The 16933-nt window shown below is 53.8% G+C and carries 14 protein-coding genes; 12 read left to right on the top strand and 2 right to left on the bottom strand.

What is annotated here, in order from left to right; all coding sequences use genetic code 11:
• The first annotated feature begins 99 nt into the window (after positions 1 to 99).
• Together EVJ20_RS07160 and EVJ20_RS07155 are read left to right on the top strand one after the other, a co-directional pair.
• A complete protein-coding gene (locus tag EVJ20_RS07160; protein ID WP_131507548.1) occupies positions 100 to 2007 on the top strand; it encodes a GAF domain-containing hybrid sensor histidine kinase/response regulator in 1908 nt (635 codons plus the stop codon).
• 22 nt (positions 2008 to 2029) lie between these two features.
• The gene (locus EVJ20_RS07155; protein WP_161568093.1) at positions 2030 to 3079 is read left to right on the top strand and encodes an HD-GYP domain-containing protein; all 1050 of its coding nucleotides are present in this window, start codon (positions 2030 to 2032) and stop codon (positions 3077 to 3079) included.
• A gap of 41 nt (positions 3080 to 3120) precedes the next feature.
• Here the strand turns inward: EVJ20_RS07155 and pruA are convergent, their stop codons facing one another.
• On the bottom strand, positions 3121 to 4665 hold the full coding sequence (gene pruA / locus EVJ20_RS07150) for an L-glutamate gamma-semialdehyde dehydrogenase (RefSeq protein ID WP_131507544.1): 1545 nt from the start codon (positions 4663 to 4665) through the stop codon (positions 3121 to 3123).
• Positions 4666 to 4835: 170 nt separating this feature from the next.
• Between pruA and EVJ20_RS07145 the strand changes: the two genes are divergently transcribed.
• From EVJ20_RS07145 to EVJ20_RS07135, 3 genes are all read left to right on the top strand, one after another.
• The gene (locus tag EVJ20_RS07145; RefSeq protein ID WP_131507542.1) at positions 4836 to 5639 is read left to right on the top strand and encodes a hypothetical protein; all 804 of its coding nucleotides are present in this window, start codon (positions 4836 to 4838) and stop codon (positions 5637 to 5639) included.
• A 12-nt stretch (positions 5640 to 5651) separates the two neighbouring features.
• On the top strand, positions 5652 to 6089 hold the full coding sequence (bcp, locus tag EVJ20_RS07140) for a thioredoxin-dependent thiol peroxidase (RefSeq protein WP_131507540.1): 438 nt from the start codon (positions 5652 to 5654) through the stop codon (positions 6087 to 6089).
• Between the two features lie 240 nt (positions 6090 to 6329).
• Positions 6330 to 7706, top strand: coding sequence for an alanine/glycine:cation symporter family protein (locus tag EVJ20_RS07135; protein WP_131464138.1), 1377 nt, complete (start codon positions 6330 to 6332; stop codon positions 7704 to 7706).
• Between the two features lie 36 nt (positions 7707 to 7742).
• On the opposite strand, the gene EVJ20_RS07130 is transcribed toward EVJ20_RS07135, so the two are convergent.
• Positions 7743 to 9446, bottom strand: a complete 1704-nt coding sequence (locus tag EVJ20_RS07130; RefSeq protein WP_131507537.1) for a methyl-accepting chemotaxis protein — start codon at positions 9444 to 9446, stop codon at positions 7743 to 7745.
• Positions 9447 to 9661: 215 nt separating this feature from the next.
• Between EVJ20_RS07130 and gatC the strand changes: the two genes are divergently transcribed.
• From gatC to EVJ20_RS07095, 7 genes are all read left to right on the top strand, one after another.
• Positions 9662 to 9952, top strand: a complete 291-nt coding sequence (gene gatC / locus EVJ20_RS07125; RefSeq protein WP_016509877.1) for an Asp-tRNA(Asn)/Glu-tRNA(Gln) amidotransferase subunit GatC — start codon at positions 9662 to 9664, stop codon at positions 9950 to 9952.
• Positions 9953 to 9963: 11 nt separating this feature from the next.
• On the top strand, positions 9964 to 11406 hold the full coding sequence (gene gatA / locus EVJ20_RS07120) for an Asp-tRNA(Asn)/Glu-tRNA(Gln) amidotransferase subunit GatA (protein WP_131507535.1): 1443 nt from the start codon (positions 9964 to 9966) through the stop codon (positions 11404 to 11406).
• An 11-nt stretch (positions 11407 to 11417) separates the two neighbouring features.
• Entirely contained in the window at positions 11418 to 12848 is a 1431-nt protein-coding gene (gene gatB / locus EVJ20_RS07115) for an Asp-tRNA(Asn)/Glu-tRNA(Gln) amidotransferase subunit GatB (RefSeq protein ID WP_070328598.1), read from the top strand.
• A 62-nt stretch (positions 12849 to 12910) separates the two neighbouring features.
• A complete protein-coding gene (locus EVJ20_RS07110; protein ID WP_070328599.1) occupies positions 12911 to 13912 on the top strand; it encodes a diacylglycerol kinase in 1002 nt (333 codons plus the stop codon).
• A gap of 95 nt (positions 13913 to 14007) precedes the next feature.
• Positions 14008 to 15369: a 23S rRNA (uracil(1939)-C(5))-methyltransferase RlmD gene (gene rlmD, locus EVJ20_RS07105; protein ID WP_131507533.1), complete on the top strand. Its 1362-nt coding sequence runs from the start codon at positions 14008 to 14010 to the stop codon at positions 15367 to 15369.
• Between the two features lie 224 nt (positions 15370 to 15593).
• Entirely contained in the window at positions 15594 to 16385 is a 792-nt protein-coding gene (locus EVJ20_RS07100; RefSeq protein WP_161568092.1) for a DUF4839 domain-containing protein, read from the top strand.
• A 31-nt stretch (positions 16386 to 16416) separates the two neighbouring features.
• Positions 16417 to 16926, top strand: a complete 510-nt coding sequence (locus tag EVJ20_RS07095) for a putative immunity protein (protein WP_131507528.1) — start codon at positions 16417 to 16419, stop codon at positions 16924 to 16926.
• Positions 16927 to 16933 lie beyond the last annotated feature (7 nt).

Here is a 16933-nt window from a genome sequence, read left to right as displayed (position 1 = left end):
TTTGTAACTACATTCGCATATTGAATAGTAATAAAGACTCAATAATCACTCCGATTATGCCGATACTCATATACACAAGATCAGTTAAGGGGTGTAATCATGAGTCAAACCGTTGCAGAACTAGAGAGTCAGCTTCATAAACAAGAAAAACTCCAACATCTCGTTTCGTTATTGTTGAATCGATTTTTGACGACGTCATCAGCGGATTTTGCTTCCCGTGTCAACGAGTCGTTGGCCGAATTAGGCGATTATTTTCAAGCGGACCGCGTGTACGTGTTTGACTATGATTTTAAACAAAATGTTTGTCACAACACGTTCGAATGGTGTGCCGCTGGAATTTCTGCTGAGATTGATCATCTTCAAAACGTACCTCTTGACGCGTTACCCGATTGGTTGAATACCCATATCCGAGGCGAGACAATGTACATCCCGAGCGTTCAAGCCTTGTCGATCGACAGTGGGATCCGCCAAATCCTTGAACCGCAGCAAGTTCAGAGTTTATTGGCCGTCCCAATGATGAGAGGCGACAGCTGTCATGGGTTCGTAGGTTTTGACTCGGTCTTGACAGAACGGACGTACTCCTCATATGAACGACAAGTGCTAGGCGACTTCAGTAACGCGCTTCTAGGTGCGGTCGAACGTCACCGGATTGAAGAGCAACGTGAAGTGATCTATCAAGAACTCATCGAGGCGAAGCAGCTAGCGGAACAAGCAAACGTTGCGAAGAGTGAATTTTTGTCGAACATGAGCCATGAGATCCGGACGCCGTTAAATGCAATCCTTGGATTTGCCCATTTGATCAAGCGCGAAGTGACCACTTCGAAAATCGAACGTCGAATTGATGACATTTTACAGAGCGGAGAACACTTGTTGACGCTCATTAACGAGATTCTCGATATGGCGAAAATCGAATCGGGAAGTGTGCAAGTCGTTAAACGTGCCATTCGTCTACACGATCTGATGGAGGAGCTTCACCGGACGTTTGGCGTGATGGCTCACCAAAAAGGAATCGATCTTTCATTTGAGATTCAAGACGGGGTACCGCCCCACGTTGTCAGCGACGAGACCAAAGTAAAACAAGTTTTAATGAATTTGATTCAAAACGCCTTGAAGTTTACGGATGTCGGTCGCATCACGGTGTCTTTGGATGAGTCAGACCACGCCCTCCGTTTCTCGGTCGCAGATACAGGGCGAGGAATTAGTAAGCAAGAGCTCGGTATGCTGTTTGAGCCGTTTTATCAAAAAAAATATACGGATCAACCGCAAGGGACGGGGCTGGGTCTCCCGATCAGTAAACACTATGCTCTCATGCTCGGGGGAGACATTCATGTCGAGAGCGAGATAAAGCGAGGGAGTCGTTTCACATTCACGCTCCCGATAGAACCCGGACCACACATCGAATACCTCCAGACCCAGGCGGCGGAGTGGACAACGGTCAGTTTCTCGAATATTCATACGTTAGTCGTCGATGACACGCCGGCACATCGGGAAATCCTCTCAGACTTACTCGTCCCGAGTGGCTGTACGATCCGTCTTGCATCGACAGGGACGGAGGCGATCGAACGGTGGCAGTCGGAGAATTTCGATTTGATTTTACTCGATTTACGCTTGCCGGATATGGGCGGGATTGATGTGCTCAAACAATTCAAACGACATATCGACTGTCCACCGATCCTCATCATTTCGGCCAATGCGTTTGAAGATGATCGACGGATGGCGCTAGAAGCCGGGGCAGACGAATTCATTCCGAAACCATACCATCCACATCAATTGTTTGATGCGATCCGACGCCATACGAGAACGTCCCGCAGAAAAGAACCACAGGTGATCGCTCAACTTTTGGCGGCGGTGCAAGAAGGTGACGTGACCACGATTGACTTTTTATCGACGAAGTGTAAGCAAGATGTGCCTCACATCAAGACGATTCTTGAAGCTGTGGATCGGTTTGATTATGAGACGGCGATTCGTTTGCTACATTTAGAATTGACCGGTGTTGACGATGAGTGAACTGAACACGAGAACGGTTTTTGTGGTGGATGACACGCCTGCCAACCTACGTCTGCTCTACGAAATATTAGACGAAGCAGGATACAAGGTGCGGGTTTTCCCGAACGGACAGCTCATGCTCCATGTGATGGGACGTATCCGGCCCGATGTGATCTTGTTGGATATCATGATGCCTGACATGGACGGTTATGCAGTATGTGAAGCGGTCCGTGAGCGCTTCGGTCAACAAATCCCTATCATTTTTTTGAGCGCACTGACGAAGGCGTATGATAAGGTCCGTGCTTTCGAGGTCGGGGGTCAGGATTATATCACGAAGCCGATCCATCCCCAGGAAGTGTTGTTGCGTGTAGGGGCGCAGTTGAAACAAGTGAATGAACGCGAACGCTTTTCATCTAACTTGGCGGCGAAAGAGACAGAACTGAAAGAGTATCAAGAAAGCCTTGTGAAAACGTTGCTCCGATTATCAGAATTACGCGACAACGACACGGGAAACCACATCGAACGCGTCCAAGCGTTGGCGACAACTTTTGCGGAACTTCTAATTCAGGAGCCGAGGTTTCAAGTGAGCCCTTTGTTTGTAGAAGCGATCCGTCTGGCGTCTCCTTTGCACGACATCGGAAAAATCGCAGTCCCGGACTCGATTTTATTAAAATCAGGTAAGTTATCGGATCAGGAATGGGAATTCATGAGAGAGCACGTCCGATTAGGCGGAGCAGTGCTTCAAGAGCTCCACCATCAATTCCCGAATAATTATTTTATTTACATGGCGATGGACGTCGCTCTATATCATCACGAAAGATGGGATGGCCAAGGGTATGTACACGGTCTTGTTGGTGAGGCGATCCCACTCGCTGCCCGGATCGTGACGATTGTGGATGTATATGATGCGCTTCGAACATCAAGACCGTATAAAGTGGCGTATTCGCACGAACAGGCGCTAACGATCATGAGGCAAATGGAAGGCGCGTTCGACCCGAACTTGTTCGAGGTGTTTACTGCCCACGAGTCCCTTATGTCCGATACGTTTGAATCAGTTCTTGAAGTGGACACACAAGTTCTAATACTAAAATAATAGACGCGACTCCTCGGAGTCACGTCTATTTTTAAAGCTATTTAGAACGTCTCTGACGTCGTTTTCGCTTGCATGTGGAGCTGGATGTAATCCGGCCCGCCTGCTTTTGAATCGGTCCCTGACATGTTGAAGCCGCCGAACGGCTGATAGCCGACGATTGCGCCTGTGCAACCACGGTTGAAGTACAAGTTGCCGACGTGGAAGTTTTGGCGTGCGTATTCTTGGTTCGAGCGGTCACGCGTCAGCACCGCGCCCGTCAAGCCGTACTCGGTGTTGTTGGCGATGTCGATCGCTTCTTTGAAGTCTTTCGCTTTCGTGAAGGCGACGATCGGCCCGAAGATCTCTTCTTGCATGAGACGTGCTTTCGGTGCCACGTCGGCGACGACCGTCGGCTCGACGAAGTAGCCGGTCGAGTCGTCCGCTTTACCGCCCGTGACGATGCGTCCTTCTTCTTTCGCGACGTCGAAGTACGACGTGACCTTCTTGAACGCGGCCGCATCGATGACCGGTCCCATGAAGTGTTCGTTCTGCTCGGTGTTTCCGACTGACAGTTCGTTCGTCAATTCGATGACGCGGTCGAGCACCGTGTCATACACGCTGTCGACGATGACGGCGCGTGAACAAGCTGAACATTTTTGTCCCGAGAAACCGAACGACGATTTGACGATCGACTGGGCCGCGAGTTCGAGGTCCGCTGATTCGTCGACGACGATCGTGTCTTTTCCGCCCATCTCGGCGATGACACGTTTGAGCCAGATTTGGCCGTCGTTCAACTTCGAGGCGCGCTCGTTGATGCGCAGACCCACGTCGCGTGAACCAGTGAAGCTGATGAAGCGCGTCTTCGGATGGTCGACGAGGTAGTCGCCGACTTCAGCGCCCGGTCCCGGGATGAAGTTGAGGACGCCTTTCGGGAGACCCGCTTCTTCCATGACCTCGACGAATTTCGCCGCGACGATCGGTGTCGTCGAAGCTGGCTTCAAGAGGATCGTGTTACCGGCGACGATGGCCGCGACGGCCGTCCCTGCCATGATCGCGAACGGGAAGTTCCATGGGCTGATGACGATCCCGACCCCGAGTGGGATGTAGTCATAGCGGTTGTACTCGCCCGGGCGACTCTCGACTTTCTTACCGGGTTTAAGTTCGAGCATTTGACGCGCATAGTACTCCATGAAGTCGATCGCTTCCGCCGTGTCCGCGTCCGCTTCGTTCCAAGGCTTGCCCGCTTCTTTGACGAGGTAGGCCGAGAACTCATGCTTCCGTTTACGGACGATGTTCGCCGCTTTGAACAAGACGTCGGCACGGACTGACGGGTCGACGTGACGCCACGTGTCGAACGCTTTGAGCGCTTCTTGCATCGCACGTTCCGCGAGTTCTTGGTTCGCTTTCGAGACGTGTCCGATGACTTCGTCTTTATTGGCCGGGTTGTAAGACGTGATCTTACCTTCCGTCGTCACTTTTTCCCCACCGATCACGAGCGGATAGTCCTGACCAAGCTCCCCGTTCACTTTCTCGATCGCCGCTTGAATCAAGGCAGCGTTCTCTTTGTTTGTAAAGTCTGTGAATGGTTCATGTTTGTATGGAATCATTCTCGTTCCCCCTTAAAGTGATTATGCAGTTAAGCGCTTACGTCTGTATTGTATCGGAATTCTTCATGAAATCCTAGTGAAACAATTTTCCGGAAAAGCGTGTCGTTTCCGCTCTAAATTCAGTCGTGGTAGGATGGTGAAAAGAGATCGATCGAGGAAGGAATGATTGGATGAGAAAATGGATGTTGCCGCTGGCGCTCACACTCATGCTCGGCGCTTGCGGGAATGAAGAGGCAGCACCGGTCGAAGAGACGAAACGACCGCTCCCGGACGAGGTCGAGAAGGTGTATGAATCGTATCAACAAGCGCTCCGTGACGGGGACGCCGATGCGCTCGCGGACATCGACTACGCTGCTGCCCGGACCGACATCCCGGCGACTGGTGCCGCGACGCGTGACTTGACGCCGGGTGACATCGTCGAGAGTTGGGTGAACGAGGATGAGGACGTCGCCTATATCGTCCATGAGATGGAGGATGGTGACGGGAACGAACTGCCGAACCGGCTCGCCAAAGTCGCGATCAAGGAAGGCGACGATTGGTCGCTCGTCGTCACACCGGCCTTAGTCCCGGCTGACGTGATCGGTGAGGTCGGGGAGTTGTTGACGGGGATCGAAGCGAGCGAGTACGGGGTGAACGCTGAAGCGAACGCCCGTCTCGCCGACGTGCCGGAAGATGAGGCCGGACCGATTTACGACCGGGTCAACGCCCAGACGGACTATGTCGCGCTCGAGGCGGACAATAACGTCTTCCTGCTCATGTCAGAGACGCTCACCGTCCCGGAAAACCAAACGATCATGACCGATTATTTTAAAGCGTATCAGACGTGGTATATCGACAATGAGGCCGCGCTTCGCGACGCGGCCGCGACGGAAGACCCGGTCGACTATCTCGAAGTGCTCGACCCGCTCAAACAAAAACTAGAACAAGCGATCGACGGATATGACGAACAGCTCGTCGACCCGTCGTTCGGATAAGGAGGAAATCAGATGTTAGCACCAACATTTACACTACCGAACCAAAATGGGGACATGGTCGCACTCGAAGATTATCGGGGCCGGAAAGTCGTCCTCTATTTCTACCCGAGAGACGCGACGCCGGGCTGTACGACCGAGGCGTGCGATTTCCGTGACGCCGCACCGAAGATGAGCGGGGCCGTCGTCATCGGCATCTCGGCCGACAGCCAGAAGAAGCATCAAAACTTTATCGAGAAGAACGATTTGCCGTTCGACTTGCTCGTCGACGACACGCATGAAGTGTCAGAGCTATACGGCGTCTGGCAGTTGAAGAAGAATTACGGCAAGGAATATTACGGCATCGTCCGCTCGACGTTCCTCATCAACGAGGACGGCTATATCGAAGAGGAGTGGCGCGGCGTCAAAGTGAACGGTCACGTCGACGAGGTCGTCGCGGCGCTCGCCAAATAAGTTGGACCCAACCGATTTCCCAATAGGGGAGGTCGGTTTTTTTGATGAAGTGAATCGTTACATTTTTATTTCAAATACTAAAGTCGGAAACAGGATAAAACCGAGCGTTGAACAGATATATTACAAAAACATTACGCAGAATCGGTATGATTTCACCCCGCGTCAACTTGACGAAGTTGTGAATGTTCTGAAAAATATAAACCAGCAGTCAAGCGAATACATACATAGGGGGAACATCACGTGAAGCAGTTTGAAAGTTGGGTGACGAGTCTATCGAACCTCGTCTGGGGACCACACTTGCTCATATTATTGATCGGGACGGGCATCTTCTTGACGTTCCGGCTCGGATTCATCCAAGTGACACGGCTCGGGTTCGGCTTGAAAGAAGCGTTCATCCCGAAGCAAAAGACAGGCGTGGAAGCCGAGAAACGAAAACGGCAACGTGGGGACATCTCGCACTTCCAAGCGCTCATGACGGCGCTCGCGGCGACGGTCGGTACCGGCAACATGGTCGGGGTCGCGACCGCGATCGTCCTCGGAGGACCGGGTGCGATCGTCTGGATGTGGCTGAGTGGCTTCATCGGCATGGCGACAAAATACGCCGAGGCGATCCTTGCCGTCAAGTATCGTACCGTCGACGAGCGGGGCGAGGTTGCCGGCGGCCCGATGTACTATTTAGAACACGGGCTTAAAAAACGTTGGCTCGGCATGACGTTCGCCTTGTTCGCCTCGATCGCCGCGTTCGGTATCGGCAATGGCGTCCAGACGAATTCGATCAGTTTAGCGCTGAACACGTCGTTCGGTGTCCCGATGGTTGCGACCGGTATCATCATGATGGTCCTGACGGGGTTCGTCATCCTCGGTGGCGTCAAATCGATCGGGAAAGTCGTCGGGATTTTCGTCCCGGTCATGATTTTCGCTTACGTCGGGGCCGGGCTCGTCATTTTAGTCACGAACTTCGACTTGATCCCGTCCGCGTTCGCGACGATCTTCTCGAGTACGTTCAGTGCCGAAGCAATCGGCGGCGGAGCGCTCGGTGCCGCGATCCGTTACGGTGTCGCGCGCGGCGTGTTCTCGAACGAGGCTGGGCTAGGGTCGGCACCGATCGCGGCCGCGGCCGCGAAGACGGATTTCCCGGGACGGCAAGCGCTCGTCTCGATGACACAAGTGTTGATCGACACGCTCATCGTCTGTTCGATCACCGGGTTGACGATCGTCATGGGCGGTCAGTATACGGAAGGGCTGCAAGGCATCGAGCTGACGCAAGCGTCGTTCGCTTACTTCCTCGGCCCGATCGGTGAACTCATCGTCACGATCTCGCTCGTCTTCTTCGCCTTCTCGACCGTGATCGGCTGGTGTTATTACGGGGAACGCTCGGTCCATTACCTGCTCGGGGAGCGGGCGATCGTCCCGTACCGGATGGTGTACATTGTCGTCGCCGGACTCGGTGCGATGACGACGAACTTGAACTTGATTTGGGCCGTCTCGGACGTCTTCAACGGTCTGATGGCGATTCCGAACTTGATCGGGCTGTTGTTCTTGTCGGGTGTCGTCGTCGCCGAGACGAAGCGGTTCGAACTTGAGATACGGAAAGAGCGGCAACAGTCGGCCGCATGACAAAGGACGCATTCCCGAGGGAGTGCGTCCTTTTGTTTACACTTTAAATTGGCCGATCAACTCGCTCAACTCGTCCATCTTCCGTTGCGACGCTTCGGTGACACGGTTCAACTCACTGAACCGGTCGACCGACAGCGTCACTTTCTCGGCGATGTCTTGCGTCCCGAGAGCCCCGTTATTGACCGTCACGGCGACGTCTTGAATGACACCGATCATCCCGGACGTCAATTGTTCGAGTTCTGTGGCCGCTTCGGCGAATTCAGAAGCGGTCGCCTCAAAACGTCCGGCGTCTTCGCTGTAGCGTTCGGCCGCTTCTTCGAGCTGGTCGTAATCTTTCAATACGTTCGTATCGAGGAAACCGAGCATCTCGCTCGACGTCTCGTTCAAATGGTCGACCGAATGGAGCACGGTCGTCGAGATTGCTTGGATCCGTTCGACGGTCGTCCGGCTCGTCTCGGCCAGTTTACGGATCTCGTCGGCGACGACGGCGAACCCGCGTCCCGCCTCACCGGCTCGTGCCGCTTCGATCGAGGCGTTGAGCGATAACAGGTTCGTCTGCGCCGCGATGTCTAAAATATCGTTCGTGAGCGTGGCGATCTCGCGGACGGCTTTGGCGTCATGCATGGCCCGTTCGAGATTGTGTCGTGTCGAGGACAAGACGTCGATCGCTGACGCTTTCGCTTCGACGGCGTGGGTACGGAGTGCCATGGCCCGGGCGTCGACTTGTTCCGCCTCAGTTTTTCGTTCAGCCGCCATCGTCACGATGTTGTGAAGCGTTCGTTCCATATCCGACGCGGAGGCGTTCATTTCCTGGGCACTCGCCGCGGTCTGTTGCATGCCGGCCGTCAAGTCCTCGGTCGTTGCGGCGGTCGTCGTCATATACGAATCAAGCGCTTTCAATTCTTCATACATGTGGGCGGATTGCTCGGTCACTCCGCGTGAGACGCCGTTCACTTGCAAAATGAGCTGGCGCAGGTTGGCGATGAATTGGTTGAAGTCGCGTGCGAGCCCGGAGAACTCATCACGTCGCTTCACCGGGATCGACGTCGTCAAATCGCCTTGGCTCGTCGCAAGTTCGCGCATTTTCAGTTTGAACTCTTTCAACGGCTCGAAGATGGAGCGGAAGATGAACACCATCATGAGTACGGTGAACAGAATAGCGGTGATCATGATGACGATGAGCGTGAGTTGGACTTGTGCAAACAACGCTTCACCAGTCTCGATGTCAGAACGAATCCCATCGCGGTTCAAGTTGACGAGGAGACCGAGCGTATTCGACAGGGCGTCTGCGCTCGGCGTAGCCGTGTCCCGGATGTAGGCGTCGGCCGCGGCTTGTCCTTCTTCATTCGAGATGCGAATCAATTCCTCAATGTTTGTCTGGAATGTGGTCCATTGTGTCGTCGCCTGATCGAACAGTTCACGGGCGGCCTTGTTGATGATCGTCGACTCATAGCCGGTCATCTGTTGTTTTAAAATCGTGATACCGGTCTCAATGCTGATTTCGACATTTTGCTTTGTGACCTCGTCCTCGACTAGTGCGTGACGCATCATATGCTGGCGAATCTCGAGCAACTGCTTGTCGATTTGATGAATTTGGTCCATGCCGGGCACCCAAGAGACGTTCATGTCTTGTTGGGCTGCCTTCGAGGCATTCAACGCATAGAATGAATAGCCGCTCACACCGAGTAATAAGACTAACAGGACGGTGAAGGCGACGATCAATTTGTTACGGATTGACATAGTGATCCTCCTCGGGAAATGTTTGCTACTCTCTTAGCATAATGAGATTTGTCGGTGTACCGTATAGCTGTTTTTTGAAACGAGTCAATATTCTAGCGCGATTCCCTAACTTTCAAAAAATGATCATCTTTGACCGGATTGGATTTTCTTTTTTGTCTTATGGAAAAGTGGTATGATAATGAACGATGTATTGAAAACTGTTGGAGGTGGAACCTTTGGCTCGAATCACTGAAGCTGAAGTTCGGCACGTCGCCGGACTCGCCCGACTTGCGATCACGGAAGATGAAGTGACGCACTTCACGGAGCAATTGACAAAAATCCTCGAGTTCGCCGAGCAACTCGATGAACTCGATACAACGGGCGTCATCCCGACGACCCATGCCCTAGATTTGAAAAACGTAATGCGCAAAGACGAGGTCCGCCCGTCACTTCCTCGCGAGGAAGTCGAACGGATGGCGCCTGATTGGGAGAACGGCCAAGTCCGCGTCCCAGCCGTCTTTGAGTAAGGAGGCCCTTCATGACACTATTCGATCACGGTGTAGCCAAGCTACATACCTTATTAAAAGAAGGTGAGGTCACGGTAATGGACCTCGTCAAAGAATCATTTGACCGCATCGAAGCGACCGATGACAAAATCGGTGCTTTTCTCACGTTGAACGAGGACGCGTTCGAGCAAGCAAAACGGATGGACGACCTCGCCAAGACAGCGGACAACCCGCTCTTCGGGTTGCCGATCGGTGTCAAAGACAACATCGTCACGAAAGGGACACGCACGACGTGTGCCTCGAAGTTCCTTGAGAACTTCGTCCCGGCCCATGACGCGACAGTCGTCGAGCGTCTTCACGACGCCGGTGCCGTCACGATCGGGAAGTTGAACATGGACGAGTTCGCGATGGGTTCATCAAACGAGAACTCAGCGTTCAAAGTCGTCCGCAACCCGTGGGATACGACGCGCGTGCCAGGCGGCTCGTCAGGCGGTTCGGCCGCGACGGTCGCAGCCGGACAAGTGCTGTTTAGCCTCGGTTCGGATACGGGTGGCTCGATTCGCCAACCGGCAGCCTACTGTGGCGTCGTCGGGATGAAACCGACGTACGGTCTCGTGTCACGTTACGGTCTCGTCGCGTTCGCCTCGTCACTTGACCAGATCGGTCCGCTCACGCGCTCGGTCGAAGACAACGCCTATTTGTTGAACGTCATCTCAGGTCATTGCGACATGGACTCGACGTCGGCGACAGTCGACCTTCCGGACTATACGACGTCACTTCATGGCGACATTAAAGGTATGAAGTTCGCCCTGCCGCAAGAGTTCATGGCAGAAGGCGTGTCAGCCGGTGTCCGCAAACAAATCGAACAAGCGGTCGAGACGCTCAAGTCGCTCGGTGCGACCGTTGAGACGGTATCGCTCCCGACCGTGAAATACGCGCTCCCGACGTACTACTTACTCGCTTCATCTGAGGCGTCTTCGAACCTCGCTCGCTTTGACGGCATCCGTTACGGACGTCGCGCCGAGGCCGATGCGCTCGAAGAAGTGTTCACGTATTCACGCGAGCAAGGGTTCGGCGAAGAAGTGAAACGCCGCATCATGCTCGGGACGTACGCGTTAAGCTCAGGATATTACGATGCGTTCTACAAGAAGTCACAACAGGTGCGCACACTCATGAAGCAAGACTTCGCGCGCGTGTTCGAGAACTATGACGCGATCATCGGGCCGACTGCGCCGACGACGGCGTTCAAGCTCGGCGAACAACTCGAAGATCCGCTCACAATGTACGCCAACGACATTATGACAATCCCGGTCAACTTGGCTGGCGTACCAGCCATCTCGGTGCCGGCCGGTCTCTCAGACGGCCTCCCGGTCGGTCTACAGATCATCGGGAACCACTTCAGCGAACCAACACTCTACCGCGTGGCCCATGCTTTTGAACAAGCAAACGGCGGTTTTAAGATGCCACAGCTTTAAGGAGGACAACGATGAACTTTGAAACGATCATCGGGATCGAGGTGCACGCCGAGCTGAGCACGAAGTCGAAGATTTGGTGTGGCTGCTCGCGCACGTACGGTGCCGAAACGAATACGCAAACGTGTCCGATCTGTCTCGGACACCCGGGCGTTCTGCCTAAATTGAACGAAGAGGCGGTCAACCTCGCCATCAAGGCTGCGATGGCACTCAACTGTGAAATCGCGACCGATACGAAGTTCGACCGCAAGAACTACTTCTATCCGGATACGCCGAAAGCGTATCAGATCTCGCAGTTCGACCAACCGATCGGCTTTAACGGCCACGTCGATGTCGAAGTCGACGGCGAGATGAAACGGTTCCGCATCGAGCGGGTCCATCTCGAGGAAGATGCTGGGAAGATGAACCATACGGGCGAGAAACATTCGGTCGTCGACTTCAACCGGACCGGCTCACCACTCATCGAGATCGTCAGTGAGGCCGACATGCGGTCACCGAAAGACGCGGTCGCTTACCTCGAACGCTTGAAAGAAGTGCTCTCGTTCGCGGGCGTCTCGGACGTCAAGATGGAAGAAGGGTCGCTCCGTTGCGACTGTAACATCTCGGTCCGTCCGTTCGGCCAAGAGCCGTTCGGCACGAAGACGGAGCTCAAAAACTTGAACTCGTTCTCGAACGTCTTGAAGGCGCTCGATTATGAGGAAGAGCGTCATCGTAAACTCCTCATCACGGGCGGCGTCATGCGTCAAGAGACGCTCCGTTTCGATGAGGCGGCGAAGAAGACGATCCTCATGCGCGTCAAGGAAGGGGCGGCCGATTACCGCTACTTCCCAGAGCCGGACCTCGTCCGTCTCGAGATCGACGAGGAGTGGAAAGAGCGCATTCGCAAGACGCTCCCTGAACTTCCGGTCGAACGTCGCGAACGTTACATGAATAACTATGGCTTGTCGGCTTATGACGCCAAGGCGCTCACGTCGACGCGCGAGTTCTCGGACTTCTTTGAAGCGACGACAGCGGCCGGTGCCGAACCGAAAGCTGCCGCGAACTGGCTCATGGGCGAAGTGCTCGGCCACTTGAACAAGTCGAACGAGACGGTCGAGACGATGAAGTTGACGCCGAGCTCGCTCGCGGAGTTGATTCGTTTGATTGGAGAAGGTACAATTTCTTCGAAGATCGCGAAACGCGTGTTCACGGCCATGATTGAAGAAGGCGCCGAACCGAAGGCGTACGTCGAAGCGAACGGTCTCGCCCAAATCTCGGACGAGAACTTGCTGCGCGGCTACATCCTCGACTTGTTCGAAGCGCATCCGCAGATGATCGAAGACTTTAAGAACGGGAAAGACCGTGCCAAAGGCTTCATCATCGGGCAGATCATGAAGCAGACGAAAGGGATGGCGAACCCGGCGCTCCTCGATGGCTTGTTCCACGAAGAGATCGCGAAACGTTAAGCAGCAGCGAGGCACTTGTGTCTCGCTTTTCGCTCGAAATGAGCATAGGGGAGAGAAACGATATGCAACGAAAACGCGCACGGGTCATCTATAACCCGACATCTGGAAAAGAAGTGATCAAACGGGAGCTCCCGTATATCTTGAACCGCCTCGAGGATGCGGGTTATGAGACGTCGACGTACGCGACGAAAGCGATCGGTGACGCGACACTCGAAGCCGAGCGGGCCGCGGCGGCCGAGTTCGACTTGATCGTCGCGGCCGGCGGGGACGGGACGTTGAACGAGGTCATCTCGGGACTCGCTCCGCTCGATGAACGTCCGACGATCGGGCTCATCCCGGTCGGAACGACGAACGATTTCGCCCGGGCGATGCGGATCCCTTTGAGCGTCGTCGGTGCCCTCGACGTCATCTGTGACGGTTTTGAGATGCCGGTCGACCTCGGGGAGATCGAAGGCGAGGCGGGTGACATCCATTACTTCATCAATATCGCCGGCGGCGGCATCATGACCGAGCTGTCGTACGAAGTGCCGTCGAAGTTGAAGACGGCGCTCGGCCAGCTCGCCTATTACGTCAAAGGGATGGAGAAGCTGCCGCTCATCAAACCGACGTACATCGAGCTCGAGCATGACGAAGGGACGTTCAGCGGGGAAGTGATGATCTTCCTCACGTCGAACTCGAACTCGGTCGGCGGCTTTGAGAAGATCTCGCCGCACGCGTCACTCAATGACGGCTTGTTTGACTTGTTCATCTTACGGAAATGTAACTTGTTCGAGTTCATCCACGTCGTCCGCTTGTTGCTCCGGGGCGAGCACTTGTCGAGCCCGCTCGTCGAGCACGTCAAGACGGGCCACGTCAAGATGAAGACGACGACGGAGCGGATGAGTCTCAACATCGACGGCGAGTACGGCGGCGAATGCACGGGTGAGATGCGGAACTTGTTCCGCCATTTGACGGTGCTCGCACCGAACGCGCGCATCCGCGAGATGGAAGAGTTGAACGCTCAGTACGAACGCGAACAGATGATCAAGCAATTGTTCAACGTGTCGAATGAGAAAGCAGAATAAGTCGGCTCGGCGTGGCGCTCACGCCGAGCTTTTCGTTGGCCTCTGAACGGGTAATGAACCAATACGTACTTCTCGAATCGGGAAAGGAGAGACTCATGCTACCAGTAACTAAAAACGACCGTCTCGACGTCCACATCCATGACCTCACACACGAAGGGGCAGGCGTGGCACGCGTCGACGGTTATACGTTGTTCGTACCGAACGCGCTCCCGGGTGAGACGGTCGAGATTGTCGTGACGAAGACGAACAAACAGTACGGCTTCGCCCGGCTGATCGAAGTGAAACAAGCGAGCACGGACCGGGTCGAACCGCCGTGTCCGATCTTTTATCAATGCGGGGGCTGTCAGCTCCAACACTTCAGCTATGACGGCCAGCTCCGTCAAAAACGGGACCGCGTCGTCGAGGCGCTCCAGCGGCTCGGCCAGTTCGACGTCCCGGTCCACGAGACGATCGGGATGCCAGAACCGTGGCGTTACCGCAACAAGGCGCAAGTGCCGTTCAAGCAAGAAGGAGATCGTCTCGTCGCCGGGTTCTACCGCCCACGCTCGCACGACATCGTCGAGATGAAGGAATGTCTCATCCAAGACGAGCGGAACGATGAGGCCGTCCAAGTCGTCCGCGACGTGCTCGCGGCGCACGGTGTGCCGGCGTATGACGAGAAGACAGGACGCGGCGTCATCCGCCACGTCATGGCCCGTTACGGGTACCATTCCGGTGAATTGATGATCGTCCTCATCACGAAGACGACGAAAATCAAAGGCGTGAATGAGATCGTCGCCGACATCTTGAAACGTCTTCCGGACGTGACGTCGATCATGCAAAACGTCAACCCGGACAAGACGAACGTCATCTTAGGGGCGACGAATAAGCTGCTCTATGGCCACGAGACGATTGAGGATAAGATCGGTGGACTGACGTTCACGATCTCGCCGCACTCGTTCTTCCAAGTCAACCCGGTCCAGACGGAGAAGCTGTACGGCAAGGCGCTCGAATATGCGCAGTTGACCGGCACGGAACAAGTCGTCGACGCCTACTGCGGCATCGGTACGATCAGTCTGTTCCTTGCCCGGAAAGCAGCGCACGTGTACGGCGTCGAGGTCGTGCCGGAAGCGATCGAGGACGCGAAACAGAACGCGCTCGTCAACGAGATCGATAACGTGACGTACGCCTGTGGCGCGGCCGAAGATGTCCTTCCGAAGTGGAAGCAAGACGGCATCAATCCGGACGTCATCGTCGTCGACCCGCCGCGCAAAGGCTGTGCCGAGTCGTTCCTCGAGACTATGGTCGAGATGAGTCCGAAGCGGATCGTCTACGTGTCGTGTAACGTTGCGACACAAGCGCGCGATATGCGTTACCTCGCTGACCGCGGCTACCGCCTCGTCGAAGTGACACCGGTCGACATGTTCCCGCATACGGCGCATGTCGAGACGGTGGCGTGGATGGAACGACAAAAATAAGTAAACCCCTTGGAGATGGCGTAGGCATGTCATTTTCAAGGGGTTTTTTCATCTTTAAATTTAATATGTTTTCTAAAAATATAAATTTATAATTTATATATGGAAATTTTATTATTTAATTGTCATACTTTATAAATATATGGAACGATAGTTTGAGGAATTAGAGACAAAATAATCCATACCAAACGGAGGTAGAACATATGTGGAAAATAGGGAGTATCTTGATGTCAGCTGCGTTAGTGATGATGTTAGCAGGATGTGGTGATGGAGCAAATGACCATAAAGGCGAAGCGAAGACACCTTCAGCATCGAGCGTTCAAGAGGGTAGGAACTATAAAGAAGTGGTGGATGAATTCGAGGCTAATGGATTCACAAACGTCAAAACAGAAAAGCTCGAAGATTTGATCACGGGTTGGATCACAGAAGATGGAGAAGTCGAAGAAGTGTCCGTCGCGGGCGACGTCGAGTATGCGCCGGATGAATGGATGCCGGAAGGAACGGAAGTCGTGATTACCTATCACACGTTTAAAGAAGAGGAGACAGACGAAAAAGTAGAAACCGAAAAACCGGAGGAGAAAGAAGCCGATCATGAGTCTAGTGATCAAGCTGACGAAGAGGCAGAAGAAACTGAAGTGCTGACCGCGGACAATAGTCCTGATTTGAAAGAAGTACTCAGTGTAAGCTCTGAAGCAGATCCTTTAATTGCAGCATTTGCTGATCAGTATGCAGGACGTACAATCGAATTCGATGCGCATACGGCATATGTGAATAATCATGACAGTTATGACACCCGATTCGATTATTTGATTTTAGTCGGAGATGATACGAAAAATGAACCTCCAGGCCCGTACTTCCAACTTCGAGACGTGAACTATTCTGATTTGAACTTAGAAGGTAACAATATACCGGATCCGTTTGGGATTGGACATCATATCCGTATCACGGCCGTGGTCGAAGAGTATGAAGAGCGGTCAAATCTATTCCTAATCAATCCCGTGTCGATTAAAATGAGATAAATTGATTCGCATGATTGTCAGGAGGGTCTTCATGAAGTGGACCGGTGAAGTCGAGACAAAATTGAAGCAAAACAATCAAATTCTATTTACTAAACGCAGCGACTTTCTGGCTGACTTAGAAGCCTTGATTCGAGCCCAGACCCGCCGCACGATGGTGCTATGGGCCTTTGAACTGGCGGAGGAAACCGTCGATGTGTTGAAGCAACGTTATCCAAACGAAACGCGACTTGAAACGGCTGTCAGACTGTCGAAAGGCTGGGCTGCCGGGAACGTAAAGATGCCAGTCGCCAAACAGGCGATTCTAGAAGCCCACGCGGTGGCAAAAGAACTCACTTCGCTCGAAGACATCGCGCTTTGCCATGCGGTCGGACAAGCGTGCAGCGTCGTGCATACGAAACGTCATGCCATCGGCGTTTCGCTCTATGAATTGACCGCGCTTGTCAGGTGCTACGGCTTACCAGCGTGTATCCGAATCGTCGAACAACGGAAGCAACAGTACATGGAGCGAATCGCATATTGGCGAGACCGTGACCCTGAGTAGGAATGGG

Source organism: Exiguobacterium sp. SH0S1, assembly GCF_004337165.1.
Lineage (GTDB): Bacteria > Bacillota > Bacilli > Exiguobacteriales > Exiguobacteriaceae > Exiguobacterium > Exiguobacterium aurantiacum_A.
Note: the sequence above shows the minus strand (reverse complement) of the source record. Positions and strands in the feature narration are given on the sequence as shown.